This is a genomic window from Bacillus sp. JJ634 (assembly GCF_036962285.1).
Lineage (GTDB): Bacteria > Bacillota > Bacilli > Bacillales > DSM-1321 > Peribacillus > Peribacillus asahii_A.
On the sequence record NZ_JBALMU010000044.1, the window covers coordinates 19,210 to 44,458 of the forward strand.

Consider the following 25,249-nt stretch of genomic DNA (forward strand, 5'->3'; position numbering starts at 1 on the left):
ATACTGTTAGCGAATGAGAAACGTTGATGTAGTTTTTGTATTTTTAATCAAGCCCTCTCTCATACATATTGAGTAGGAGTGATAAAGGAGGGCTTGAGCTTGAGGGAACAATTGAAGGAATTATTACAGACACGCATCGAGCAGTATATATCGAGTGATGAGAGGCGGGCGGAACAAACGGATGAGAAGTCATTTCGAAAGAAGCAATTGTTAGAGAAGCGCGAGGCCGATATTGTTCGGGTTCATGCAGCAGGTAAAGTGCATTCTTTGTTTTATGATCGACAAGATACAGTACTGGCCTATCAAGTTCATTTGCAATGTTTAATTAAACAAGGAGATACTTTTTTTATTGAAGAAGAGATAGAAGAACGTGAGGCTAGGTTTCAAAATGGTCTCATTGTGAATGATTATGAGGTAGAGCTAATTTCAGAAGATACTTTTCTGCCTGAGCAAAGGGTAGAGGATGTACAAAGAATCACGTATACGTACGATCGAAGAAAAGCGGTTCAATATGCTGAGCGGTGGTGGAATGAGTTTAATCCTGCTTATAATAAATTCGCGGATGATTGTACAAATTATATATCACAATGCTTACATGCGGGAAATATTCCAATGTGGGGGAGTCCCACTCGAACTAAAGGCTGGTGGATGGGCGGAAAAAGCTGGAGTTATAGTTGGACGTCTGCGCATGGTTTCTATAGGCTTTTGGCAGGTGGTAAAGGTATTCGGACGCAAGCAGTGACGTATGCACAAGAGTTAAACCCTGGAGACATTATATGCATTGACTTTGAAGGAGATGGCCGTTTTGATCACTCCCTCATTGTAACAGCAAAAGATATATACGGTATGCCGCTTGTGAATGCTCATACGGTAAACAGCCGCCGGCGTTATTGGACGTACGAAGATTCTACTCGTTATACTCCAAATATTGTATATAAGTTTTTTAGAATTTTAGATGGAAGATGAAACGTTTTTTTGTCGGTTTGATTAATGATATAATGAAGGGAGACACTCATACTAGAGGTGAACAGGAATTGGCCATACATGTAGTTTTATATCAACCTGAAATTCCGGCAAATACAGGAAACGTTGCAAGAAGCTGTGCGGCAACAAATACAACGTTACATTTAATTCGTCCGCTTGGATTTTCAACAGATGACAAATATTTGAAGCGTGCGGGTCTTGATTATTGGGAACATGTAAAGATTCATTATTATGATTCTCTGGATGAATTCTTTGAGAAAAATGCTGGTGGGGATTTCTACTATTTATCTAAATTTGGTGAAAAGCCTCATACGACATTTGATTATAGTAATCAAGATAAAGAAATCTTCTTTATTTTCGGTAGAGAAACAACAGGCCTTCCGAAAGATTTAATTCAGGAGAATATGGATCGTTGTTTACGTGTTCCGATGACGGATAAGGTGCGTTCGTTAAATTTATCAAATACGGCAGCTATTTTAATATATGAAGCATTAAGACAGCAAAATTATCGTGATTTAGATATTATAAGAGAAGGCTGACATCATTCATTTTTTCGCTCATATGTGTGAGATCGGGGTTTCACACACGTTTTAACTATGTTGACGGCGGGCGCTTTCTCTATAAGTATTTAGAGAAAGCGCTAAGATGAGAGCTAGAAATCAATAGCGTCAAGCGCTTTTGATATGTGTTTAGTTAGCTCTAGGTATGTCAGTGGTTCGATAAGTATTTCTAAAGGAAGAAAGCGCCTTCAGAAGTACCCGCTTTATGTTTGTCGCCAATTACGGGCGTCTTGCAGTTTTTTATACATAATGTACAGGGGGAATAAAGATGAATCAGATTATCGAAAAAATACTAGATCACCGTTCTATTCGTTCATTTGAGGACAAGCCGGTAACGGAGGAACAAATTCGTACAATCGTGGAGTGTGCTCAAGCAGCATCCACTTCAAGCTATATTCAAGCATATTCCATTATTGGGGTATCGGATTCGGAGAAGAAAGCACAGCTAGCTGAACTTGCTGGGCCGCAAACATATGTAGAGAAAAGCGCGCACGTGTTTGTTTTTTGTGCTGATTTACACCGTCATGATATGGTTGCCGAGATGGAAGGACGAGATTTATCCGAGTCGATTGAAAGTACAGAGAAGTTTATGGTTGGTTGCATAGATGCCGCTCTTGCTGCACAAAATGCTGCAATCGCTGCGGAATCGATGGATCTTGGTATTTGTTATATTGGTGGTATTCGTAATAATTTACGTGCAGTTAGTGAAATTTTAAATATTCCACATCGTGTGCTTCCGTTATTTGCACTTATTATCGGTCATCCGAAAAATCGCTCTGAGAAGAAGCCGCGTTTACCGCTTGCTAACGTGTATCATGAGAATGGCTACCAAGCGGACCAACAAGTATTCATTGAACAGTTACAAGCATATAATGAAACAATCTCAAGTTATTATGATAGAAGAACAAAAGGAAAGCGTAAAGATACATGGACAGAGCAAATGGCTGATATGTTAGGGAAAAAAAGCCGTATGTACATGAAAGAGTACGTGGAAGGAAAAGGATTGAAAAAGCGTTAAAGAAAGTAAAAAAGCTGAGTTGCTAAAAATAGGCAACTCAGCTTTTTTTATTTAACACTCGGTTTGTCGTTATAACCTGCAGTAAAGATAGCGGATAAAAATGTCACAATTACAGCAAGAATGATAATTGTACCTGCGCCCATTATCGCAGTCCTCCTTTAAACCGAATTGTCCAAATTTATACATGTAGTATACCTCAGTTACCAAAAAATGTGAATTATTTGTTTCCATTGCTTGTATAATTTGTTAGAGAATATTTACTGATTTTATCGCAATTCAATCGTAGTTTGAACAACCTCTTTTGAAACTATGCACATGTTTGTCAAAGTTGTCGCATAGATTTAAGTATTCTCTATAAAGGGATAGGGGGAGGCTCCAGTAATGGACATTTTAAGAAAAATTGAAAAGTTTAGAGAAGATGAACAGAAGCTGAAGTGGGAAGGGACTTTTGCAGAATACTTAGAGATCCTTAAAGAAAAGCCTTTGGTCGCACAGTCTGCACATTCGCGTGTATATAACATGATTAAAGATGCTGGGATAGAAGAAGTCAATGGTGTGAAGCGATATAACTTCTTTAGTGGTCAATTATTTGGTTTAGAAGATTCATTGGAGCGCTTGATTGAAGAATATTTTCATCCAGCGGCAAAGCGACTAGATGTTCGTAAGCGAATTTTGTTGTTGATGGGTCCTGTTTCAGGTGGGAAATCGACGCTTGTTTCTTTATTAAAGAGAGGGCTGGAGTCATATTCTTTAAAGGAGCAAGGTGCTATTTATGCGATTAAAGGCTGCCCAATGCACGAGGATCCTCTACATTTGATTCCACAATACTTACGTGATGATTTCTATGAAGAGTATGGTATTCGAATTGAAGGAAACTTATCTCCATTGAACTTAATGAGGCTGGAGAAAGAGTATGGAAATCGTATTGAAGATGTCATGGTTGAACGAATTTTTCTTTCGGAGGACCGTCGAGTAGGGATTGGTACATTTAGTCCGTCTGATCCTAAATCACAAGACATCGCCGATTTAACAGGAAGCATTGACTTTTCCACAATTGCGGAGTTTGGTTCAGAATCCGACCCGCGCGCCTACCGTTTTGATGGGGAGTTAAATAAAGCAAATCGTGGGATGATGGAGTTCCAGGAAATGTTGAAATGTGATGAGAAATTCCTATGGCACCTATTGTCTCTTACACAGGAAGGAAATTTTAAAGCAGGCCGCTTTGCGTTAATTTCAGCGGATGAATTAATTGTTGCCCATACGAATGAAACAGAGTATAAGTCATTTATTTCTAATAAGAAAAACGAGGCCCTTCATTCACGGATTATTGTGATGCCGATTCCATATAACTTAAAAGTGTCGGAAGAAGAAAAAATTTATGAAAAAATGATTCGTGAGAGCGATGTTTCCAATGTTCATATTGCACCGCATACGTTAAAGATTGCCGCGATGTTTAGTATTTTAACACGTCTGAAGGATCCTAAAAAAGGCGATATTGATTTAGTGAAGAAAATGCGTCTATATGATGGAGAAAATGTAGAAGGGTTTAATTCAGCTGATATTCGTGAATTGAAAAAAGAACATCAAGATGAGGGAATGAGCGGAATCGATCCGCGTTATGTGATTAACCGCATTTCTTCGACGATTATAAGAAAGGAAAATCCATCGATTAATGCGCTGGATGTATTAATGTCCTTAAAGGATGGACTTGATCAGCATCCTTCGATTACGAACGAGCTTAGGGAGCGTTATTTAAACTTTATTTCACTTGCGCGTAAGGAATATGATGCGATTGCTAAAAATGAGGTTCAAAAGGCGTTTGTTTATTCATATGAAGAGTCTGCCAAAATTCTTATGGACAATTATCTCGACAATGTCGAGGCCTACTGCAATAAAACAAGATTACGCGATCCATTAACAGGAGAAGAGATCAATCCAGATGAAAAGCTGATGCGTTCTATTGAAGAACAAATCGGCATTTCAGAAAATGCGAAAAAAGCGTTCCGAGAAGAAATTTTAATTCGTATTTCGGCTTATGCTCGTAAAGGAAAACGATTTGATTATAGCTCGCATGATCGTCTTCGTGAAGCGATTCAGAAAAAGTTATTCGCTGACTTAAAAGATGTTGTGAAGATTACAACGTCAACCAAAACACCGGATGAACGTCAATTGAAGAAAGTAAATGAAGTGATTGCTAGATTAATTGAAGAGCATGGCTATAACTCAACTTCTGCTAATGAGTTATTGAGATATGTAGGCAGCTTGTTAAATCGCTAACAGAAGATGTTCCCCTGCCAAATAGAGGTGGGGGGTTATTCTTATTTAAACGTATGTTAAATAAGAGTGCCTGCTTGGGATGGAAAAGTTTCCTTATCTATCGACTTGTAATCCAATAAGGGAGGGCTGGCATGAGTATATTAGATGAGTTGAACAAATTAGCGGAGAAACTAAATAGTAATGGAAAGCAAACTTTTGGTAAGCGGGCACGTGTGTATCAGTTTGATTTAGAAGAAAGTGGTTCATTTCAATTACTGATTAAAGAGGGTAAGGTGAAAGTGCTAGAGGGAACGCCTTATCATCCTGAAATCACTCTAAAACTATCAGCTGAGAATTTATTCAAATTGCTAAACGACGATTCAAATGCAACGGAAGCTTTTATGGCTGGCCCTTTAAAAGTAGAGGGGAAGGTGGACTTCACCTAAAGTTGCAAAATATTAATAAGTAAAAAATCACTCGGCTGTAAGGTCGAGTGATTTCTTGCTTAGAGGGCTTGTATCTTTATTTATTCATGTTTAGTTAACATTTGAGCATAGGCAATCGTCTAATCTTGAAAAATAGTGTAAATTTATTGATTTTATTGCATAGGATAGAGTAATACTTTTCTTTTATTACGGTGAAAGAGCAAGGGAAATCATGGGCAAAAATGAAAGATTGTATTCATATCACACTAACCTATCTTATGAAGGAATGCCAAAAAAGGTGCATAATGTTTTTGAGGGGGAAGAAGATGAAGGACGAAAATAACCATCAATTTGCAATTTCTAAGGAAGATTGGTCCCTCCATCGAAAAGGATATGATGATCAGCAGCGTCATCAAGAAAAGGTGCAGGAGGCAATCAAAAACAATTTACCGGATTTAATTTCTGAAGAAAGTATCATTATGTCTAATGGTCGCGATGTTGTAAAGATTCCGATACGTTCTCTCGATGAGTATAAGATCCGCTATAATTACGATAAAAATAAGCATGTAGGTCAAGGAGGCGGGGGCAGCAAGGTAGGGGATGTTGTTGCGCGTGATGGCTCTCCATCTGAAAGCGGCCCTGGAAAAGGAAAAGGAGCAGGAGATCAAGCTGGTGAAGATTATTACGAAGCTGAAGTATCTATGATGGAATTAGAAGAGGCTTTATTTAAACAACTAGAGTTGCCTAACCTTCAGAAAAAAGAACAGGCAGAGCATACATTGGAGCATATTGAATTTAATGATATTCGTAAAACAGGGTTAATGGGGAATATTGATAAGAAGAAAACGATGATTTCTGCTTTTAAACGGAATGCGTTAAGCGGTAAACCAGGTTTTCATCCGATTTACAAAGAAGATTTTAAATTTAAAACGTGGAATGAGGTTCAAAAGCCGGACTCTAAAGCTGTTGTGTTAGCGATGATGGATACGTCAGGCTCTATGGGACTTTGGGAGAAGTATATGGCACGTAGTTTCTTCTTTTGGATGACCCGTTTCTTGCGGACAAAGTATGAAACAGTGGAAATTGAATTTATTGCGCATCATACGGAAGCGAAAGTAGTATCACAAGATGATTTCTTTACAAAAGGTGAAAGTGGAGGAACCATTTGCTCCTCCGTTTATCGTAAAGCTTTGGAAATCATAGAAGATAAGTACGACCCCGCTAAATATAATATTTATCCGTTTCATTTTTCCGATGGAGATAATTTGACTTCAGATAATGTTCGTTGCGTGAAGCTTGTTGAGGAGTTAATGAAGATTTCGAATATGTTCGGATATGGGGAAGTAAATCAGTATAATCGCCATTCTACCTTAATGACTGCCTATAAAAATATTAATAATGAGAAGTTTTACTATTATATTTTAAAGCAAAAATCCGATGTTTTTCATGCAATGAAGAGTTTTTTCAAGCAACAAGAAGATCAGCAGTATGTTTAAACGATTATTCATAAAGAGGTAGTCCCCTAAGTCGATATGGACTTAGGGGGCTTTCTTTTTTTTCGTAATAGACTGATTCCCAGCAATAATAGAGGAAGAAATAGTCCATAGGTTGAAGCGTGTACCATGAAAATGCCCCTATTGTATTGATTATAATCGAGGCTATCAGGATGTAAGGTCAGGGACATGACAACCATAATCATCCCTAATGGTAAAGCAAGTGGTCGATAGTCTTTTACATTTAATGTTTGGGCAAGCCCTATAATCGCTGCGTAAAAATAAAAGATCATTTTAAAATAAATCGTGATAATCCACATGATGGCCATTAGGGCTTCTATTCGTTGGAGAAAATTTCCTACATTGATTTTTCTGGCTAACACATAACTTGGATACATGTGTCTCGAAGAAGCATCAACACCTAAAACTAAAATGCATAAAATGATAATGATGGTTAACAAGAGTCCCCCAATGATTATTCCTGAATAAAAGACTTGTTTGGCTTGTTTAGGCTGATTTACTGAAACGGGAAAAACCATTAATAATACAACAGAAGGCAGACAAAAAATGCTGACAAAAATTAAGCTTGACCATATAATGGGTTTCATTCTCACTTCGAATACAGGTTGTATGTTCTGAAAATCGATTTGAGGAGCAATAGAAACGACCAAAATGATAAATACGGTAATGAAAAAAGCAAAGAAAATCTCGGCTGAACGAGCCAAGGTTTCAAGTCCAAGGCGAATTCCCATAATCACGACGCACATAAAAATAAAATTAATCACTTCGATGGGTGTCTCAGGCATTATTTGTGTCGTCAAAAAAGTCCCAACTTGGAATAATAGTCCTGATGCAGAGATAAAAGAAAAGAAAACAAACGCAAGAGAAACGGTCTTTCCTAACCATCTTCCGAGAAGTTTTTCATTGATTTCGACCAATGTCATATTCGGATAGCGGCTTGCTAAGGTAGTGATTAACGCTACTAGTAATAAACCTAGTCCTATACCGAGTATAGCTGAGATCCAGGCATCTTGTTGTGCCGTTCCTATGATAGTTGTTGGAATAGTTAAGATGGTCGTTCCTATTGAAAATAAAATCACCAAAATGCCAAATTGACGAGAGCTGATTTTAACGTTTTTTACCATTGTATCCTCCTTTCTTGTTATGTGCTATCCTAGTTCTTTGTTATTAAAGAGAATTCCCAAACTAAGCCTATTACTTTAATTTGTCTAGGAGTGAATTACCAATTGTACCTACGCGTCGGATTTCTCCTTGTACTTTTATATTTACAGGTACGTTCTCAAAATGTTTATCCCAATCTTTTTTGAGTTGTTCCCAGGCTTTAGGATCAGCTCGATGAATTGCCTCACCAAATCCAAAAATGTCCACCTTATTATTTTTCTGTACTTGTTTGATTGATTGTTGAAACATTTTCTCCGATTCTTTTTCATAACTATCCTCTAATTGATCAATCGATTCTGGTTTTGTCAAATCGATTTGGCATTCTACTTCGCCTAGATTGCCTTCGACATAAATATGTAGATCAATCTCCGGTTTTCCGTTATTTACCTTTCCTTTCATTTCCGTATTTGATTTTTTCACTTCATACACAGCTTTTCCACCTTTAGGGCACGTTATATTCACAGTTGTACTGTGCTCTTTGTTGGTAATGACGCTATACGTTATGCTTTGCTTCTCATTTAACCAGCCAACTAATTTATCTCGATCAAATACCGCTAATTCTTGAAAGCGTAATCGAGCAGGGGAATCAATCATTTCTACATCCTGTTTGCTTAAAGCTGTTTTTTTGTCGCCTTTTATATCGGCGCGGATTCCAGTTAACACTGGCTGTTTTCCGTCCATTACTATATTCGCGATCAATTCATCTAACTTAACGGTACTTGTCGCTGTCCATGCTTTTGCTGAAGTTTCAAGAGTACTAAATAAACTATTGGCAGGTATCTTTTCTAAAGATGTGGGTACCTTCAAGATATCTTCTGCTCTCATTCCCTTAGCTACAGCGATATTAAAATCTGATCGAAGTTCCCAGTCTCTTGAGAGAAGATCTAATGGTTTTCCAAGCCCTTCTTTTGCTAAAGACTCTCCAATCACGAGTATTCGAAGATGTGAGGGATAAATTTTTCTTGGAGATTCCTTTGTCATTCTTCGAATAGCCTCAAATACAGTTTTTCCTTTCGCTTGATAGATGACGACCGGTGAATGGCCAGTAGCTCCACCGCCTTTTCCGGCCACTTCCCCTGGATTTACTACTTGGGCAGTTACAAGATATTGACCGTCCGTTGCACGATCTAGCCCCATGGCCAGTGTAATGCCAAGTTCATTTAATTCACGACTATTCCAGCAACCTGTAGTGAATAATAGAAATACAATCAGCATGATCAGAATTGTCAAGCTCCGTTTCATAGATTAAACTCCTTTCGCTTTATTTATTTCTATTTTCACTTTAATAATTTCTCAAGCATGTCGGAAAGCGGTTTATAAATGGCTGTAATCCAATCTATCGGATTAGGAATCTTGATATTCAAGGCTTGAGCAATGCTTAACACAGTTCCGAATAGTAGAAGAATGGAAAATATCCATAGTTCCTTTTTAAATTTTTTCCTCAACAGAGGAGGAACATCAATCGCGATGATTACCGCGACGATGAGAAGGATTCCTGCAACAGCCATTACTTTCGATTACTCCTTTCTTCGTTGTCAATCTCACACTTTATTCCGTGGCGGTTTCGGGGCTGACGTTTGTTCACGTTTGCTGTTTTTCTGGCTGATTAAGCGAGGGCGAGAAAACATACCCCAATGAGGTACCCGAATAAGCGTATCCTTTAGGTCCTTACTGATAAAAGGACCTAAAGGACTCATATAAGGAACCCCAAAAGAACGTAAGCTACACATGTGAAGTACAAGTGCAATGACCCCGACTAATATCCCGAACAAGCCAAACGAAGCGGCAAGCGCCATCAATGGGAAACGAAGCATTCTAACGGACATAGACATAGTTGCGCCAGGAAGTACAAAGCTTGAAACTGCAGTGACTGCAACAACGATTACCATGGCAGCCGATACAATTCCGGCTTCTACAGCCGCTGTCCCAATCACGAGTGTCCCTACAATAGATATAGCCTGTCCTACAGCCTTGGGCATGCGTAAACCAGCTTCACGCAAGATTTCAAACGACACTTCCATAATGGTAGCCTCAATGAATGCAGGAAAGGGGACCCCTTCCCGTTGAGCGGCTAAACTTAGCAGCAGTGGAGTAGGTAACATTTCCTGATGAAACGTGGTGATGGCGACATATAGGGATGGTCCTAGTAGAGCAATAAAAATACAAAAAAAACGAGTCAAACGAATAAGGCTGCTAATATCTGCACGCTGATAATAATCTTCTGGAGATTGGATAAAGGAGACGAACAGTGCCGGGACGACTAGAACAATAGGCGTTCCATCGACTAGTATGGCGACTTTCCCTTCCAAAAGCTCGGCGGCAATCACATCAGGACGTTCCGAGTAATAGATAGTCGGAAAAGGACTGTATGTTTCATCTTGAATCAATTCCTCGATATAACCACTTTCTAAAATTCCATCGATATCGATCCGATCCAGACGCCTGTGCACTTCTTCGACGACTTTGTCATTCACAATTCCATCGATATACATGATCGCTACATCGGTTTTGGTCAATTTTCCAATTTTTTTCGACTCTAACCAAAGTTGGGGCGTTTTTATTTTTCGGCGAATTAACGCCGTATTGGTACGCAAGTTCTCCGTAAAACCTTCCTTTGGGCCCCGAACGACGGTTTCTGTGGTGGATTCCATTACACCACGGTCTTTTCCACCACGCATACCGATTGTAAAACCTTGTGAATAGCCATCCAATAAGAGAATAACATCCCCTGATAACAAGGAAGTGAATAAAGAATTGAATTCCGTCACATCTCGTATATCTCCAACTGCAAGGATGCGCTCCTTCAATACTTGTAAAACATTCTGTTGAGATGCTATCATTTGTTCTTGATCGGTATGGATATCTAATAGGAGTGATTCCATGATAAAGTTCTGAATAGCATTAGTGTCTACCAATCCATCCGTATAAAAAATGCAGGCTCTAATGAATCGCTCTTTGCCAATTTGGACTTCTCTAATCACGATGTCACTGCTATTTCCAAGCAGTTGCTGTACCTGTTGAATGTTTTCTTGAAGGTTTGTTTTTAATAAGTCTTCGTTTGTTTCCTTATTTTGATTGTCTTTCTTGAATAAGGAGCGGTTAACGTTGTTTTTCCCTCGTTGTTTCTTAAACAAACTCATACATTTTATCCCCTTCTTAGTCTTTCGATTCTTCAGAAAGTAGACTTATTAGGTTCCTTATTAGCATGTCGATTTTCCAATTTTCAATACATTTAGGTTATTGCTGGTTGTTTTATACTAACTACATTTCATAATGGGTTGGGAGAGATTAACTCATGTACGTTTTTTTTGGAATATGGCTACGCCTAACATGAATAATGGCAAAAGTCCACCAATGACTAAAGAGAATACAAAACCAATTTCACTATCCCAATATCGCTGTTCAATAACATTAGGAAAGAGCATTGAAGCAAAAGTCACAATAATCATTCCTAAAGGTAAAGTTAAAGGTCGATAATCTTTCAAATTTAAAACTTGTGCAATCCCTAAACAAGTAGCATAAAAATAAAGAACCGTCTTACAATAAACTGTTATAATCCACATGGTTGCTATGACTACTTCTATTCGTTGTAGAAAGTCACCAATATTTATCATTTTGACCATTGCATAATTAGGGTATAGTCTTCTTTCAATCTGATACGGGTCAAGAACCAAAATAGATAATATGGTTATAATTAAAATGATAGAAATACCCATTAGATTTCCAATAAAAAATGATTTTTGAGCTTCTTTCGGTTGATTCACAGCGGAGGGGAAAATCATTAATAAAATAACAGCATTGAAAGCGAAAAGCGCTAATAATTGTATGGTTGGGTGCAGCAAAGGATTTATGCCATCCTCCAATACAGGTTGTATGTTTTCAAACTTAATTTGAGGAGAAATAAATAGCAATAATAAAAAAAGAATCATAAAGGCGATAAATAAAAGTTCTGCGGTCCGTGAAAATGTCTCTAGTCCGTGGCGGACAGCCATTACGACAATAATGGCTGTCAGGATATAAAGCACTTCTACAGGTGTATCTGGCAGGAGGTGTGTATTGAGAAAATTTCCTGAATAATATAACATTTCAGCCGTATAAACGAAAGGTAAGGAAAGAAAGAAAAGAGAAATGGCTTTTCCCAACCATTTTCCGAAAAGTGTCTCAATGATTTGAACAAAATTCATAGTAGGAAATAATAAAGCAATCGTATTAAGCAACCAAATTACCAATAGTCCTAATCCCGCACTAAATATGACCGCAATCCAAGCATCTCGCTTTGCTTCGGCAACAGGGGCTTGCAATATAATTGTTCCAATCGTAAACAAGATTACTAACACTCTAAATTGACGTACAGATATCTTCTCATTGTTAAGCACCTTTCCACACCTCCCTTAGAATTATCGCCAAAATTGTATGGCCCTATCATTTCTTTTTTCCCTTATCTAAAGGGTTTTAATCGGCATGTAAATACTTACCAATATACTAAATTGACGAAGGTTGATTTTAACATTTTTTACGATTGTATCCCCGTAGATCCTTGTTCTAAAAACTGTTCAAACAAATGAGGAAATGTCATCACAAGTCAATTGAGCTTGATGGGGATGTGCAAGCAGAGGTAAGAAGTAGTACTCCGAAATCGCCAGCCATTAGTGAAAAATGCTTCCCAAAGTGTTTGTTTTACCTTCCTTGACGAGTCATGATAAAATGAGATGAGATTGTACATGAAAATGTCTTCAAGTTATATGGATTTGGCATAGGAGGATATAAAATTGACGGAAGAATTTGTGTCAGAAATTAAGATTCCACCGCTTGATGAAGCAATGGGGGAACAGGTAACAAAATATTTAGATACTTTAACAAAACCGCCTGGCAGTTTAGGGAGATTAGAAGAATTAGTGATTGAGCTTGGAAAAATGACAGGGGAAGCTTTTCCGCAAGTAACAAAACCAGGTGTGATTGTGTTTGCTGCAGATCACGGGATTACTGCGGAAGGTGTGTCGGCATTTCCAAAAGAAGTAACCGAGCAAATGGTGCGAAATTTTCTAAATGGTGGAGCGGCGATTAATGTATTTAGCCGAGCGATTGGTGCCGAGTTTGCGATTGTGGATATCGGAATTGATTCAGATATAGAAGCAGAAGGTTTAACATCTAAAAAAGTACGCCGTGGTACAGGCAACTTTTATAGAGAAGAAGCGATGACGCGTGAAGAAGCGATTCAAGCGCTGAAAGTCGGTTATGAAGAAGGAGAAAAAATGCTTGCCAAAGGAGTGAAGTGCTTCATTCTTGGTGAGATGGGAATCGGCAATACGACACCGAGCAGTGCAATTACCGCCGTTTTAAGCGGACAAGATATGGAGAAGCTTGTTGGCTTTGGTACAGGACTTGTAAGTGAGAGTGTTTTACATAAGCAAAAAGTCATTACAGAAGCGATTCATAATAGACAACCGAATGCAGAAGATCCAATTGATCTTTTATCAAAAATTGGCGGTTTAGAAATTGCAGGAATGGCTGGAGCGATGCTTGCGGCAGCTAGTCATCGTGTACCAATTCTTGTTGATGGATTTATCGCGACTGTTTCTGCTTTAATAGCTAACATGATTGCAGAAGGTGCTTCTAATTATATGTTTGTTGGTCATCAGTCGGTTGAGCCAGGTCACAAAGCGGCAGCTGAATTACTAGGCAAGAAACCGCTTGTAGACTTAGGCATGCGATTAGGTGAAGGAACAGGGGCCGCTGTTGCTTTTCCGATTTTGCAAGCAGCGACACTTGCGCTTAAAGAAATGGCAACTTTTGCAGATGCAGGCGTGTCTTCAAATTAATGATAAAAACGTATCTGAATGGTTATAATCAGTAACTATTTCAGGTACGTTTTTTATTTTAGCTAGATTAAATAGGTAAGAAAGAATGAGAAAAATCTATTTAGAGGTGCCTTTTCGATGACGTGATACAAAGGGGTTATTAGTAACCCAAAAACGCCAAGGATATTCCTTCGCTTCCCCTGTATTGTCAATTCCGATACGAGCTCCAGATGAAATCTCATCTGGAATTTTCCCTTGGACAATAACTAGGGGAGGGGTTGAAAAAGAATGTCCGTAATCTTCCATCGTGATGCCCAATGCTTTCGTTAGTTTGCCGGGTCCGCTCGTTAAGTTTTTTAGATTGTCTGTACCACGTCTTATTTGCATTAAGTCAATGCCCATATAAGGTTCGACGGCTCGAATTAAGATTGCCTCTGGTTTTTCAAGTGGGCCGCTGACAACATTCACCAATGTATGAGTGTGCATCTTGTATGTATAAATCAAGCCTGCTTCTCCAAACATCACCTCTGTCCGTTTTGTCCGTCGATTGTTATAGCTATGAGCGGCACGGTCTTCCGGTCCAATATAGGCTTCTGTTTCAACGATATAGCCGGAAGCTGTTCCTTCTGCTGTTTCTTTCATGAGAAGACAGCCAAGCAATGATTGAGCAAGCTGTAGGGTTGGTTGTTGAAAAAAGTCAGCAGGTAGACCTTGAGTATAATTCATAGTATCCTCCTATTTGAATGTCTCAACTGTATTTTAACAAAAAGGGAATCAGTTCTAAAATTCAGCTTTGTTTGGATATAATGAAGGTTGAGATAAGGAAAGAATGGACGTGAATGTAGATGGACAAGAAAATTGGGTTTATCGGCTGTGGAAAAATGGGAAGTGCCATGATAGAAGGGATGTTAAAAGCAGAAGTTATACAGCCGGCTGATATAAAAGTAAGTGCCTCAACAGCTTCTACTCTTAAAAAAGTTGAACAAAGATATAGGATAAAAGGAAGTTTAAATAATCAAGAGGTGGCCAAGTTCGCTGATTACCTTTTCTTAGCGATTCAACCGGCCCTTCACCAGGATGTATTGAAGGAAATAAAATCTGTTCTAAAGGAAGAGGTCACGATTATTACGATGGCTGCCGGGGTGAGTATTGAACAAATTGAAAAAGGGGTAGGCAGGAAAGTGAAAGTCGTTCGGACAATGCCGAATACACCTTCGTTAGTTGGAGAAGGGATGACGGCAATGAGTGTAAACAAGGAAATGACGGAAAAAGAATTAGTAGAAGTAGAACGTTTATTCAATAGTTTTGGTAAAGCAGAGTTAATTCAAGAGGCATTAATGGATGCTGTACCTGCGATTAGTGGTTCTTCACCAGCTTATGTCTATATGTTTATTGAAGCGTTAGCAGACGGGGGAGTTCGTGATGGGATTCCACGAAGACAAGCGTATCGCATGGCAGCGCAAGCAGTACTAGGTGCGGCTAAAATGGTATTAGAAACCGAGCAACATCCTAGTATGTTAAAGGATGATGTATGCACGCCAGGCGGCTCAACCATTCAGGCAGTCGCTGCATTAGAAGAAAATAGATTTAGAGCTTCGATTTTAGAAGCGATGAAAGCTTGTACGAGCAAGACAAAAGGTTTAAAGGATCATTGATTTTTCCCGTTTAACTTAATAGGGGTTCTCGCTGATACATAATGTATTTTAACGATAAAGTGAAACTTCCATCAGTGGGGGTCTTACTGCCCGTTAAGTGTTGGGATAAAGCAAAAGGAAACCCCGCGAAGACTAAACTTACAGTGGGGTTTCCTTGTTTATTAAGCACTAATATTTTTCGGATTTATTGCATCTTGAACAGGTACGTACGTATAACCAAGATCATGTGCGACGGCGGCAAAGGTGATTTCGCCATTCGCTACGTTTACTCCTTGTGCAAGTGCGTCATTTTCGAGAATGGCTTTTATGACACCTTTATTAGCAATTTGTAAAGCATAAGGGATTGTGACATTCGCTAATGCAGTTGTGGAAGTTTGTGGAACTGCACCAGGCATATTCGCAACTGCGTAATGTACAACACCATGTTTGACATACGTTGGATAATCATGTGTTGTAACATGGTCAACCGTTTCAAAAATGCCTCCTTGGTCAACCGCTACATCGATAATGACAGAACCTGGTGACATTGATTGAACCATCTCTTCTGTGACAAGCTTTGGTGCTTTTGCTCCTGGAATTAACACGGCGCCAATAACTAAGTCAGCTTCTTTTACCGCTTCGCTAATATTATAAGGATTAGAGATTAAAGTAGTCAGCTGGTTTCCAAATATATCATCCAGTTGGCGAAGACGCTCTGAGCTTAAATCAAGAATCGTGACGTCAGCTCCTAGGCCGATAGCGATTTTCGCTGCATTTGTTCCAACGACCCCGCCGCCGATAATCGTGACTTTTCCACGCTTGACACCAGGCACTCCTCCGAGAAGAATTCCTTTTCCGCCTTTTGGTTTTTCAAGAAATTGAGCGCCAATTTGTGCCGCCATTCGTCCTGCTACTTCACTCATTGGCGTTAATAACGGCAGGGTGCGATTAACGGATACTGTTTCATAGGCAATGGCCATAACGCCGCTGTTCTTTAATGCTTGTGTTAATGCTGAATCAGCTGCTAGATGCAGATAAGTAAATAGAATTAAATCTTTACGGAAATATTGATATTCTTCTGCAATTGGTTCTTTTACCTTTAAAATCATGTCGGAGCTTGCCCAAACACTAGACGCATCTTCAACAAGTACAGCTCCTGCTTGTTGGTAAGCTTCATTTGTAAAACTACTACTCAGTCCAGCATCTTGTTCGATGAATACTTCATGACCGGCACTGACTAATGCGATGACACCGGCTGGAGTGATGGCTACACGATTTTCATTATTTTTGATTTCTTTTGGAATACCTATACGCATATTTTTCAGTCCCCCTATTGTTCTGAATATTCTTAATATAAATATTATAAGCTTGAAATGAGGAAGGCGTGTTTGTGAAAAAGAAAGAACGTAAGAAAGAGTCTTTGTGGAATTTCACAAAGACTCTTTTTTTACGGCTTGTTGATATTGTACAAGCTTTAGGTCTAAAAAGATTGACATCTTTTGGAGAGGGTCTTTCAGTCGAACATGCCCGATTTCCGTTATGCGCTTTAAACGATAAGTAAGTGTATTGACATGTATATGAAGTTGCTTGGATGCATCATTTGGATTTCCATCCATTCCTAAATATACAGTCAGGGTATGCAATAATGCTGTTTGGTGTTTTTCATCATATTCTTGTAATTTGCGAATGCACGGATGAGGGAGATAATCGTTCTTGTTGCTTAGTTTTTCTAGTAATTGAAAAATACCTAATTCTTCATAGTGAAGAACCGAAGCTAATTCTAGTAGGAAAATCTGTTTTAATTTTAATGTGTATAGTGCTTCCTCATAACTAAGCCTGACATTTTCAATCTGTTGATAGCAATGACCTGATGCGCCGAGAATAGGTTCTACACCGAAGCGCTTCCTCATTTCTAAAATAAAAAACGGGATAAATTCGTAACTAGATGAAGAGAGGGAAGCATCATTGGTTCGTTCTGTGCCAGTTAAAATAATGAGTTTGTTTTGGTCAACCGTAAATAAAAAAGTTTTTATTTTTTGAGAGGTTGTTAGCATATAGGAAATATAACGCTCGCTTTCCCTAGTAATGTCCTGTGGAAATTCGAAGACGATAATGGCGAAATTTTGTGGTGTAGAAAGCGAAAGTTTCTTGAAGTTAGCGGTAATTTCTGCTTCATCTTGGTAATGTCCAGTGATTAAACGCCATAAAAATTCTTGTTGACTGGCTTCTGTTCTTTTTTTCTTTAATTGAAGTTGTTGAAGTTGGTTTTTTGCTTCTTTTGCGGCAAACTGTAGGAAGTTTAAATCTTCTTCGTTAAATGGTTTATTGGCTTCTAATGCCCAAATGAAACCGAGAATTTCGTTGTTTTTCCGAATAGAGACGGCCGCACGGTTGCCGAGACCAACCTCATGAATAGCCATAATCTTTATCGGTGTATCATCTTTTAAAAGAGCGGGAATAATACCATCTTTCCATAAGCTATTAATGACTTTCTCTGGGACGCGGCGACCGATAATCGTGGAGATTCGTGCTTGGTCAGTTGTATCTTCATGGGTGCTGTAGGCGAGTAAACGATGATTGCCATCTTCTATTGTAATTGGACAGCCTAAAACAGAACTAATTCGGTCAGCGAATTCCATTAAGTCTCCATATAAATCTTTGAAAATATGTCTGTTGTTCATATATTCTGTCATACGTTTTGCCCCTCGCGTTCTATACTATCGGGTTGAATTTTAGTTGATTTTACCATATTTACTCATACAAAAAAATCCTTTCTAAAAAGAATTAGAAAGGATTTTTTACTTAAAATAAGAAATTAATGATGATATATGTCAACCCTGCGATAGTAGCAGAAATCGGCAATGTAATAAACCATGTGATAATCATTCTTTGTGCAGTGCCCCATTTAACCCCTTTTACACGGTGAGCGGAACCTACCCCAAGAATAGAAGATGAAATAACATGTGTTGTACTTACTGGTACTCCCATAGCTGTTGCCCCGAAAATAACGCTTGCTCCGGTTAAATCAGCAGCAACTCCGTTAACAGGACGGATTTTCATAATTTTACCGCCGACAGTTTTGATAATTTTCCAACCACCAACTGATGTTCCAAGCCCCATAGCTAGTGCACAGGATAATTGAACCCAAAATGGAATATCGTTTGTGGTAGCGTATCCATTAGTCATAAGGGCCATTGTAATAATCCCCATCGCTTTTTGAGCGTCATTTGTACCATGTGTATACGATTGTAAAGCCGCTGTTGCAATTTGCATCATACGGAATTTTTTATTCGTCTTTGCTAAATTGTTGTTTTTAAAAATTACTTTAAAAATGCTGTATACAAGAAAACCGACAGCGAAAGCAAGTAATGGTGAAATAATTAACGCTTGGACAATTTTAAGAAATCCTTCCCATTTAATTGCACCGAAGCCTGCGGCTGCGATGGCTGCGCCTGCAATAGAACCAATTAAGGCATGTGAAGAACTACTTGGAATTCCGTAATACCAAGTAATTAAATTCCAGGCGATTGCGGCAATTAAGGCAGCAAGAATGACATATGAACCATTAGGTAAAGTAAATGGGTCCACAATATCCTTTGTAATCGTTTTTGCTACACCTGTAAAAGTCAGCGCACCGACAAAGTTCATCGTGGCTGCTAAAATAATCGCATGACGCGGTTTTAATGCTTTTGTTGAAACGGAAGTAGCAATTGAGTTCGCTGTATCATGAAATCCGTTAATAAAGTCGAATGCTAAAGCAAAGAAAACAATAAGTATAGTTAAAATTAATAAAGTATCCATGTTTTAGGAAGACCCCTTACGCATTTTTCATGATGATTGTTTCTAATGTGTTGGCAACGGCTTGGCAATCATCAGCGATGTCTTCAAGACTTTCATAAATTTCTTTATATTGAATAATGCGAATCGGATCTTTTTCATTTGTAAATAAGCTTTTAATGGATTGACGTTGAACACCGTCACAAACTGATTCTAAATCTTTAATTTTGATCGCATTTTCACGAATCGCTGCTAGCTTTTTCGTGGAAAGCTTATCAACAGCTATTTCAATTTCAGCACCACATTGTTTAATTGCTTCAACAAACTTCACCATGTATTCGTCTGCATTTACGATTGAGTACATTTCGAATAGAGCGGCACAATGTTCAAGGCCATCTAGCACATCATCCATTCTCATTGTTAATTCAAGAATATCTTCTCGTTCGATTGGTGTGATAAAGGCATTATTTAATTCTTTAATGACTGTATGAACCATAGAGTCGCCTTTATGCTCATACTCTTTCATCTTTTCAGAAAATACCTTTAAATCACTAATATTTTTTAGTTTATAGTCTGCGAAATAGTCTGCTCCTTCTTTAATATTGTGTGCAATGTCTAGCAGCATTACTGCAAACTTATCTTTTTTCTTAAAAGCCATATTTAAAAGCCCCCTAAAATTAGTAAAACGTATAAGCAAAATGCTATGTATCAATAGTATTTGCTAAATCATTGTAGCGAATACATTATCGAACATGAAGAGATTTTAATGAATCTTTACAAAATCTTAATAAAACTTTACAAAAAAACAAAAGGGAATAAATATTCTCCACACAAAGTTAATAAAAGTGGAGGTGGTTCATCAATCCCAAGTTGGATAGTTGGGATATAAAGGGCCTTTATGATATAATTGGAAAATGAAAAAAGGAGGGGTTCGAATGATCTCTAATATAAAAGAAACCATCACCTTACATAATGGAGTAAAAATTCCACAGCTCGGTTTTGGGGTGTTTAAAGTAGAGAATGGAAGTCAGACGGTACAATCTGTGAAAAAAGCTTTAGAGGTAGGATATCGCTCCATTGATACAGCTGCGATTTATCAAAATGAAGAAGGAGTAGGCCAAGCGATTCGAGAGAGCGGCATTCCACGTGAAGACATTTTTGTAACGTCTAAAGTGTGGAATACGGATCAAGGGTATGAATCGACATTAGCCGCTTTTGACGCTAGTTTAAAACGATTAGGGCTGGATTATTTAGATTTATACTTAATTCATTGGCCGGGTAAAGATAAATATGTAGACACATGGAGAGCGCTGGAGACGCTGTATAAAGAGGGAAAAGTAAGAGCGATTGGTGTGAGTAATTTTCATATTCATCATTTAGAGAACTTGTTGAAGTCTAGTGAAATGAAACCGGTTATTAATCAAATTGAGCTTCATCCACGTTTAACCCAAGTGGAAATTCGTGAGTTTTGCCAAAAGCATGATATTCAGGTAGAAGCTTGGTCTCCTTTAGGACGCGGAGTTTTATTAGATAATCCAACGATTGGTGAGATTGCAAAGAAACATGGTAAAACTTCAGCTCAAGTTATTATTAGATGGCATCTTCAGCATGAGGTTGTCGTAATTCCGAAATCTGTGACACCTGCAAGAATCGAAGAAAATGCTCAAGTATTTGATTTTGAGTTAAGTGTTGAAGAAATGAAGGAAATTGATGGATTACATGCAAATGAACGGGTTGGAAGCAATCCAGATGAGCTGCTTTTTTAAAGCATGATATGAGTGAATAGTTCGGCTCCTTTCAGCATTGTTGAAGGGAGCCGAATTTATGTATAGTCCATGCTTTTTAAAGGAAATATTTAGAAAAAAACTATTTTTAAAATAATAATCGTAGAAATAGATTGATTATCGGTTAATGTATCTACTATTCTATTCGTTCAGTAAATCGTTTTAGTTATTTTTGATTAAATATAGGATTCAGAAAGTATTGATGATATTCCACAATACATATTTATCCATATTTCATGCGATTTACTTATTTACATATTGAAGGGTGTCTAATTTTAGCGAATATTCGCCTTTTATTTATTAATAACGTTCGTTTATAAGGGGATAAAAGGTGATTTAAGGGGAATAAATTTCAGAAAATTTTGTTAATTTTTGAAAAAAATATTGAATTGATATAATGATATACTTTATACTTGGGTTTATAAATAAAAAATGAATAGGCTAAGGGAGGGATTTCTTTGGAAGAATTAGTAACGAAAATTAGTGAGTTTTTATGGAGCCCACCACTGATTATCTTTTGTGTGCTAGTGGGATTATATTTTAGTGTACGTTCTGGTTTTCTACAAATCCGCCATGTGAAAGATATGGTGCGATTGTTGATTGTTGGGAAAAGTTCTGATGCCGGTGTTTCATCTTTCCAAGCATTAGCGTTGGCGCTATCTGGTCGTATTGGGGTAGGGAATATCTCAGGTACAGCAACAGCGATTGCGTTCGGTGGACCAGGGGCTGTTTTTTGGATGTGGATGATTACATTCTTAGGTGCAGCGACAGCGTTTGTTGAGTCGACGCTAGCTCAAATCTATAAAGAGAAGCAAGATGGAGAGTATCGTGGTGGTCCCGCGTATTATATTGAAAAAGGGTTAGGTTTGAAATGGTTTGCGGTCATTATGGCCATTGCTATTACAATTGCGATGGCGGTGCTAATGCCTGGAGTACAATCCAATTCAATTGCTGTAGCTATTGACAATGCCTTTCATATCAATAAACTTTGGGTCGGTATTGTTATTATTGTCATATTAGCTCTTATTATTTTTGGTGGAGTAAAGCGGATTGTTAATGTTGCACAATATGTTGTTCCGTTTATGGCTGGTGCCTACGTTCTTGTAGCTATTATTGTTGTTATTATGAATTTCTCTCAAATTCCAGCTGTATTTGGTCTTATTTTTAGCAGTGCCTTTGGAGCAGATTCGTTGTTTGGTGGTATTCTTGGTTCTGCGATTGCTTGGGGAGTAAAACGTGGTATTTATGCTAATGAAGCTGGACAAGGTACAGGTGCTCACCCAGCGGCAGCAGCTGAAGTATCTCATCCGGCTAAACAAGGTTTAGTACAAGCTTTCTCGATTTATCTTGATGTATTCTTAATCTGTACAGCAACTGCTTTTATGATTTTATTTACAGGTACGTACAATACGATTGATGAAAAATCTGGAGAATATATTGTTCAAAATATTGAAGGTGTAGAAGAAGGACCTGGTTATACACAAGCAGCTATTGAAACAATTATCCCAGGTTTTGGATCCGGGTTTGTAGCGATTGCTTTACTATTCTTTGCTTTTACAACAATTATGGCTTATTACTATATTGCTGAAACCAATGTAGCTTATTTATTAAAAGGGCAAAGTAGTAAGGTAGCTTCAGCAGCGTTAAAAATTGTTTTCTTAGCAGCTGTTTTCTATGGAGCTGTAAAAGAAGCTACGTTAGCATGGACATTAGGGGATATCGGACTTGGAATTATGGTGTGGTTGAACTTGATTGCCTGTGTTCTATTGGCTAAACCGGCGTTTATCGCATTAAGAGACTATGAGAAACAGAAGAAGCAAGGATTGGATCCTACTTTTAACTCGACGAAACTCGGTATTAAGAACGCTGATTTCTGGGCGAATGGTTATAAACATCCAGAAAAGAAAAAGGATCAAGTATCATAATAAAAGAAGAGCATCCGCTTCATTGGCGGATGCTCTTCTTCTTATATATGTGGAAAAATAGCTGGTTTGTCTAAAAAAGGAGCTATGCATACAATTTTTTCTTCGGTAATAGGGTGGATAAATTCAATTTTTCTTGCATGTAAAGCTTGGCGGGGGAATGTTCGTTTTCCGCCGTATAATGTATCACCTGCTAAAGGGTGATGAATGTGACTGAAATGGACGCGAATTTGATGTGTTCTTCCGCTTTCTAATGTACAGCTAACGAGTGTTCTATTTTGATCTGGGTAACGCTGTAACACTTGATAGTTTGTTCGGGCAGTTTGACCTGTAGGCGAAACTCTGCGTCTTGTAGCGTGATGGCGATCACGGCCGATTTTCTCTTGAACGGTTCCTTGGTTTAGCTTCATAATTCCTTCTACTAAGGCATAATACGTTCGTTTGATTTTCCGTTCTTCCAGCATTTTATCCAACATGGATCCGGCAAGACGATTTTTGGCAAAAAGAACTGCTCCTGTTGTGTCTTTATCTAGACGATGGATATGCTTGATCATACAGTTTTGGCCCGTTTGTTGTAGATAATAAGCAACACCGTTAATCAATGTTTTATGGTCATGTTCTTGAGAAGGATGAGTATCCATTTGCGCGGGTTTATTAGCAATTAAAATATGATCATCTTCATATAAAATAGAAATATGTAAATTTGTAGGAGGAACCTTTTCTATTGCATTATTTTTAAAAAGAGGGATGCTCAATTCTTCCCCTTTTACAAGCTTCGTTGACCAAGGCATTTGTTCGTTGTTTATCGTTACTTCTTTACTCATTCGCCACTCATGTATGAGTTTTTTGGGAGCTTGCCAGTATTGTTTAAAAAGATCTTCGATTGTAAGTTTACTCCATTTTTCCGGGACCTCTATAAGTAAGTGGTTGGCTTTTTTACTAGTATGAATCAATTTTCTTCCTACTTTCAAAATATAATATGGATAGCTTGGTGAATGTAGGTACAACGATAACAATATAAGGATTTTTATTCTATCGTTAGACCTATTGTTCTTTTGTTTGTGGGGATAATTCCCACAGTTTTTTTACAGTTATTATGTTATTCTAGAGAAAGCATTGTTACACAGATTATCTATACATATGGCTATAGGTCTAATGTGTTAAAGAAGGTGGTGTTTTTATGAAGATTGTACTTTCTTCAACGGTAGAACAGGAACAAGAAATTGCTAACCTTGTCTCGTATCTCTATGATTCTGTGTTTCCTAAATTTTTTACAGAAGAAGAGATTCGACACTTTCAAGAGATTGGTGTACTACAAGTGAATAAGAGTGATTTTCCGTATAGCGGTACGTTAAGAGCGGCTTTCCAAGTTATCGCATGTTTACAAGTAATGATTGTTATTCTTGAGAAAAAAGAACAGGATGCTTCTTCAGTTGATTCTGAGTTAGTTAAACAATTTGAGCAAAATATTACACTTTTGAATGAATACGGGATTTTCTTTCCTTTTTATTATAAACATTTTAATCGTATTCAAAAGGAAAGTCCTGAAAATACAAATATGATGTACACTCAGCCGGATAACGAATTTTTAATTTAAATGTTAAAGAAAGAGCTAGTTTATATGAATGGGAAAGGTTTGTCCTTCTTTCATATAAGCTGGCTCTTTCTGTATTAGATTGGGGCTCATTTGTGTGAGAACGTGTTATTAACCATAATCGTTAACAAACCCTAGATTTTAATTGATTTCATTCTTTTCAAACCACTTTCGAAAGGTGGCTTCCTCGTTAGAGCCTACTATCCGTTCCACTTCAACTCCGTTTTCAAAATACACGATTGTTGGCAGTATATCTATATGATAGTCGTCTTGACTTTCTTTAAATTCTAATAGATTAAATTGAACTAAATCAATTCCCATTTTCTCAGCTAGTGGAGCAACAATTGGTGTTATGTGTTGAGACTGAGAATCTTTAGGGCTATAGAAATAGACGGTCTTGTTTTTTTTGTTGTGAAGATCTGCTGCTAATTCGTCTGGTAAAATTAAATTTTGATAATTAGGATCTGTTAATTGCTTAATAGTCGCAGGATGAAGTTCTTTTTTACCATACGGGTTGCTATTGGATTGTTCTTCTTGTTTTGTATTTGTAATTAAGATAACGGCGGTAAAGGCAATCAGGGCCGTTGAAAGAATCAGCATTTTTTTCATGAAGCTTTGGCCTCCTTAGATTTGTTCCAAATGATATAACGATAGAGGATGAAAAATGCCGTTAGAACTAAAAATGGAAGTTACTATATAGCTCAGTATAAGACCCTCTTTTATGTTTTTGTTTTATTCTTTTCTGTTGAAATTATAGTATGTTTAAAGCGCTTGTGTAAAATATATGTTCTTTTATGAACTAAGATTTGTCTCTATAATGAA

Annotated in this window: 23 protein-coding genes; 11 read left to right on the top strand and 12 right to left on the bottom strand. The window is 37.9% G+C overall.

Translation table 11 applies throughout. The features are described from left to right. Positions 1–99 precede the first annotated feature (99 nt). From V7068_RS08145 to yhbH, 6 genes are all read left to right on the top strand, one after another. Complete coding sequence (locus V7068_RS08145) at positions 100–966, top strand: amidase domain-containing protein (RefSeq protein ID WP_499712138.1); 867 nt, start codon at positions 100–102, stop codon at positions 964–966. A 32-nt stretch (positions 967–998) separates the two neighbouring features. Then, complete coding sequence (trmL, locus tag V7068_RS08150; RefSeq protein ID WP_499712167.1) at positions 999–1,523, top strand: tRNA (uridine(34)/cytosine(34)/5-carboxymethylaminomethyluridine(34)-2'-O)-methyltransferase TrmL; 525 nt, start codon at positions 999–1,001, stop codon at positions 1,521–1,523. 289 nt (positions 1,524–1,812) lie between these two features. After that, positions 1,813–2,562 carry an oxygen-insensitive NADPH nitroreductase gene (gene nfsA / locus V7068_RS08155; protein ID WP_499712140.1) on the top strand — a complete coding sequence of 250 codons (750 nt, stop codon included), beginning with the start codon at positions 1,813–1,815 and terminating at the stop codon, positions 2,560–2,562. Positions 2,563–2,943: 381 nt separating this feature from the next. Then, a complete protein-coding gene (locus tag V7068_RS08160) occupies positions 2,944–4,839 on the top strand; it encodes a PrkA family serine protein kinase (protein ID WP_252289011.1) in 1,896 nt (631 codons plus the stop codon). A 131-nt stretch (positions 4,840–4,970) separates the two neighbouring features. Then, the gene (locus V7068_RS08165; RefSeq protein ID WP_499712142.1) at positions 4,971–5,264 is read left to right on the top strand and encodes an SCP2 sterol-binding domain-containing protein; all 294 of its coding nucleotides are present in this window, start codon (positions 4,971–4,973) and stop codon (positions 5,262–5,264) included. Between the two features lie 305 nt (positions 5,265–5,569). Next, positions 5,570–6,739, top strand: coding sequence for a sporulation protein YhbH (gene yhbH, locus V7068_RS08170; protein WP_499712144.1), 1,170 nt, complete (start codon positions 5,570–5,572; stop codon positions 6,737–6,739). A gap of 26 nt (positions 6,740–6,765) precedes the next feature. Here yhbH and V7068_RS08175 read toward each other — a convergent pair whose 3' ends face one another. From V7068_RS08175 to V7068_RS08195, 5 genes are all read right to left on the bottom strand, one after another. After that, complete coding sequence (locus tag V7068_RS08175) at positions 6,766–7,881, bottom strand: GerAB/ArcD/ProY family transporter (RefSeq protein WP_499712146.1); 1,116 nt, start codon at positions 7,879–7,881, stop codon at positions 6,766–6,768. A 70-nt stretch (positions 7,882–7,951) separates the two neighbouring features. Beyond that, positions 7,952–9,160: a Ger(x)C family spore germination protein gene (locus V7068_RS08180; protein ID WP_499712148.1), complete on the bottom strand. Its 1,209-nt coding sequence runs from the start codon at positions 9,158–9,160 to the stop codon at positions 7,952–7,954. A 35-nt stretch (positions 9,161–9,195) separates the two neighbouring features. After that, positions 9,196–9,426 carry a hypothetical protein gene (locus V7068_RS08185; protein ID WP_252293055.1) on the bottom strand — a complete coding sequence of 77 codons (231 nt, stop codon included), beginning with the start codon at positions 9,424–9,426 and terminating at the stop codon, positions 9,196–9,198. 33 nt (positions 9,427–9,459) lie between these two features. Next, positions 9,460–11,058, bottom strand: coding sequence for a spore germination protein (locus V7068_RS08190; RefSeq protein ID WP_252293057.1), 1,599 nt, complete (start codon positions 11,056–11,058; stop codon positions 9,460–9,462). A gap of 153 nt (positions 11,059–11,211) precedes the next feature. Next, positions 11,212–12,294, bottom strand: coding sequence for a GerAB/ArcD/ProY family transporter (locus V7068_RS08195; protein ID WP_252293058.1), 1,083 nt, complete (start codon positions 12,292–12,294; stop codon positions 11,212–11,214). 408 nt (positions 12,295–12,702) lie between these two features. On the opposite strand from V7068_RS08195, the gene cobT reads away from it, so the two are divergent. After that, positions 12,703–13,737: a nicotinate-nucleotide--dimethylbenzimidazole phosphoribosyltransferase gene (gene cobT, locus V7068_RS08200; protein ID WP_286676632.1), complete on the top strand. Its 1,035-nt coding sequence runs from the start codon at positions 12,703–12,705 to the stop codon at positions 13,735–13,737. A gap of 96 nt (positions 13,738–13,833) precedes the next feature. Here cobT and V7068_RS08205 read toward each other — a convergent pair whose 3' ends face one another. Further along, positions 13,834–14,442: a DNA-3-methyladenine glycosylase gene (locus tag V7068_RS08205; protein WP_252293060.1), complete on the bottom strand. Its 609-nt coding sequence runs from the start codon at positions 14,440–14,442 to the stop codon at positions 13,834–13,836. Positions 14,443–14,561: 119 nt separating this feature from the next. Between V7068_RS08205 and proC the strand changes: the two genes are divergently transcribed. Then, positions 14,562–15,371 carry a pyrroline-5-carboxylate reductase gene (proC, locus tag V7068_RS08210; RefSeq protein WP_499712151.1) on the top strand — a complete coding sequence of 270 codons (810 nt, stop codon included), beginning with the start codon at positions 14,562–14,564 and terminating at the stop codon, positions 15,369–15,371. 161 nt (positions 15,372–15,532) lie between these two features. Here proC and ald read toward each other — a convergent pair whose 3' ends face one another. From ald to V7068_RS08230, 4 genes are all read right to left on the bottom strand, one after another. Then, the gene (gene ald / locus V7068_RS08215) at positions 15,533–16,666 is read right to left on the bottom strand and encodes an alanine dehydrogenase (RefSeq protein ID WP_252293064.1); all 1,134 of its coding nucleotides are present in this window, start codon (positions 16,664–16,666) and stop codon (positions 15,533–15,535) included. Positions 16,667–16,780: 114 nt separating this feature from the next. Then, positions 16,781–18,043, bottom strand: a complete 1,263-nt coding sequence (locus V7068_RS08220) for a helix-turn-helix domain-containing protein (RefSeq protein WP_499712153.1) — start codon at positions 18,041–18,043, stop codon at positions 16,781–16,783. A gap of 109 nt (positions 18,044–18,152) precedes the next feature. Further along, positions 18,153–19,151, bottom strand: coding sequence for an inorganic phosphate transporter (locus V7068_RS08225; RefSeq protein WP_499712155.1), 999 nt, complete (start codon positions 19,149–19,151; stop codon positions 18,153–18,155). Between the two features lie 16 nt (positions 19,152–19,167). After that, a complete protein-coding gene (locus V7068_RS08230; RefSeq protein ID WP_499712157.1) occupies positions 19,168–19,785 on the bottom strand; it encodes a DUF47 domain-containing protein in 618 nt (205 codons plus the stop codon). Positions 19,786–20,062: 277 nt separating this feature from the next. Between V7068_RS08230 and V7068_RS08235 the strand changes: the two genes are divergently transcribed. Together V7068_RS08235 and V7068_RS08240 are read left to right on the top strand one after the other, a co-directional pair. Further along, complete coding sequence (locus tag V7068_RS08235) at positions 20,063–20,893, top strand: aldo/keto reductase (protein WP_499712159.1); 831 nt, start codon at positions 20,063–20,065, stop codon at positions 20,891–20,893. Between the two features lie 476 nt (positions 20,894–21,369). Further along, complete coding sequence (locus V7068_RS08240) at positions 21,370–22,836, top strand: alanine/glycine:cation symporter family protein (RefSeq protein WP_499712161.1); 1,467 nt, start codon at positions 21,370–21,372, stop codon at positions 22,834–22,836. A gap of 41 nt (positions 22,837–22,877) precedes the next feature. Here V7068_RS08240 and V7068_RS08245 read toward each other — a convergent pair whose 3' ends face one another. Then, positions 22,878–23,783 carry an RluA family pseudouridine synthase gene (locus V7068_RS08245; RefSeq protein ID WP_499712169.1) on the bottom strand — a complete coding sequence of 302 codons (906 nt, stop codon included), beginning with the start codon at positions 23,781–23,783 and terminating at the stop codon, positions 22,878–22,880. A gap of 230 nt (positions 23,784–24,013) precedes the next feature. Between V7068_RS08245 and V7068_RS08250 the strand changes: the two genes are divergently transcribed. Continuing rightward, on the top strand, positions 24,014–24,430 hold the full coding sequence (locus V7068_RS08250; protein ID WP_252293072.1) for a DUF5365 family protein: 417 nt from the start codon (positions 24,014–24,016) through the stop codon (positions 24,428–24,430). Between the two features lie 138 nt (positions 24,431–24,568). On the opposite strand, the gene V7068_RS08255 is transcribed toward V7068_RS08250, so the two are convergent. Beyond that, the gene (locus V7068_RS08255) at positions 24,569–25,036 is read right to left on the bottom strand and encodes a thioredoxin family protein (protein WP_499712164.1); all 468 of its coding nucleotides are present in this window, start codon (positions 25,034–25,036) and stop codon (positions 24,569–24,571) included. Positions 25,037–25,249 lie beyond the last annotated feature (213 nt).

Excerpts from the sequence above, each read along its gene's own strand:
- trmL (WP_499712167.1), top strand. The coding sequence starts at position 999 with ATGAAGGGAGACACTCATACTAGAGGTGAACAGGAATTGGCCATACAT.
- nfsA (WP_499712140.1), top strand. The coding sequence starts at position 1,813 with ATGAATCAGATTATCGAAAAAATACTAGATCACCGTTCTATTCGTTCA.
- V7068_RS08160 (WP_252289011.1), top strand. The coding sequence starts at position 2,944 with ATGGACATTTTAAGAAAAATTGAAAAGTTTAGAGAAGATGAACAGAAG.
- V7068_RS08165 (WP_499712142.1), top strand. The coding sequence starts at position 4,971 with ATGAGTATATTAGATGAGTTGAACAAATTAGCGGAGAAACTAAATAGT.
- yhbH (WP_499712144.1), top strand. The coding sequence starts at position 5,570 with ATGAAGGACGAAAATAACCATCAATTTGCAATTTCTAAGGAAGATTGG.
- V7068_RS08175 (WP_499712146.1), bottom strand. The coding sequence starts at position 7,881 with ATGGTAAAAAACGTTAAAATCAGCTCTCGTCAATTTGGCATTTTGGTG.
- V7068_RS08180 (WP_499712148.1), bottom strand. The coding sequence starts at position 9,160 with ATGAAACGGAGCTTGACAATTCTGATCATGCTGATTGTATTTCTATTA.
- V7068_RS08185 (WP_252293055.1), bottom strand. The coding sequence starts at position 9,426 with ATGGCTGTTGCAGGAATCCTTCTCATCGTCGCGGTAATCATCGCGATT.
- V7068_RS08190 (WP_252293057.1), bottom strand. The coding sequence starts at position 11,058 with ATGAGTTTGTTTAAGAAACAACGAGGGAAAAACAACGTTAACCGCTCC.
- V7068_RS08205 (WP_252293060.1), bottom strand. The coding sequence starts at position 14,442 with ATGAATTATACTCAAGGTCTACCTGCTGACTTTTTTCAACAACCAACC.
- proC (WP_499712151.1), top strand. The coding sequence starts at position 14,562 with ATGGACAAGAAAATTGGGTTTATCGGCTGTGGAAAAATGGGAAGTGCC.
- ald (WP_252293064.1), bottom strand. The coding sequence starts at position 16,666 with ATGCGTATAGGTATTCCAAAAGAAATCAAAAATAATGAAAATCGTGTA.
- V7068_RS08220 (WP_499712153.1), bottom strand. The coding sequence starts at position 18,043 with ATGACAGAATATATGAACAACAGACATATTTTCAAAGATTTATATGGA.
- V7068_RS08225 (WP_499712155.1), bottom strand. The coding sequence starts at position 19,151 with ATGGATACTTTATTAATTTTAACTATACTTATTGTTTTCTTTGCTTTA.
- V7068_RS08230 (WP_499712157.1), bottom strand. The coding sequence starts at position 19,785 with ATGGCTTTTAAGAAAAAAGATAAGTTTGCAGTAATGCTGCTAGACATT.
- V7068_RS08235 (WP_499712159.1), top strand. The coding sequence starts at position 20,063 with ATGATCTCTAATATAAAAGAAACCATCACCTTACATAATGGAGTAAAA.
- V7068_RS08250 (WP_252293072.1), top strand. The coding sequence starts at position 24,014 with ATGAAGATTGTACTTTCTTCAACGGTAGAACAGGAACAAGAAATTGCT.
- V7068_RS08255 (WP_499712164.1), bottom strand. The coding sequence starts at position 25,036 with ATGAAAAAAATGCTGATTCTTTCAACGGCCCTGATTGCCTTTACCGCC.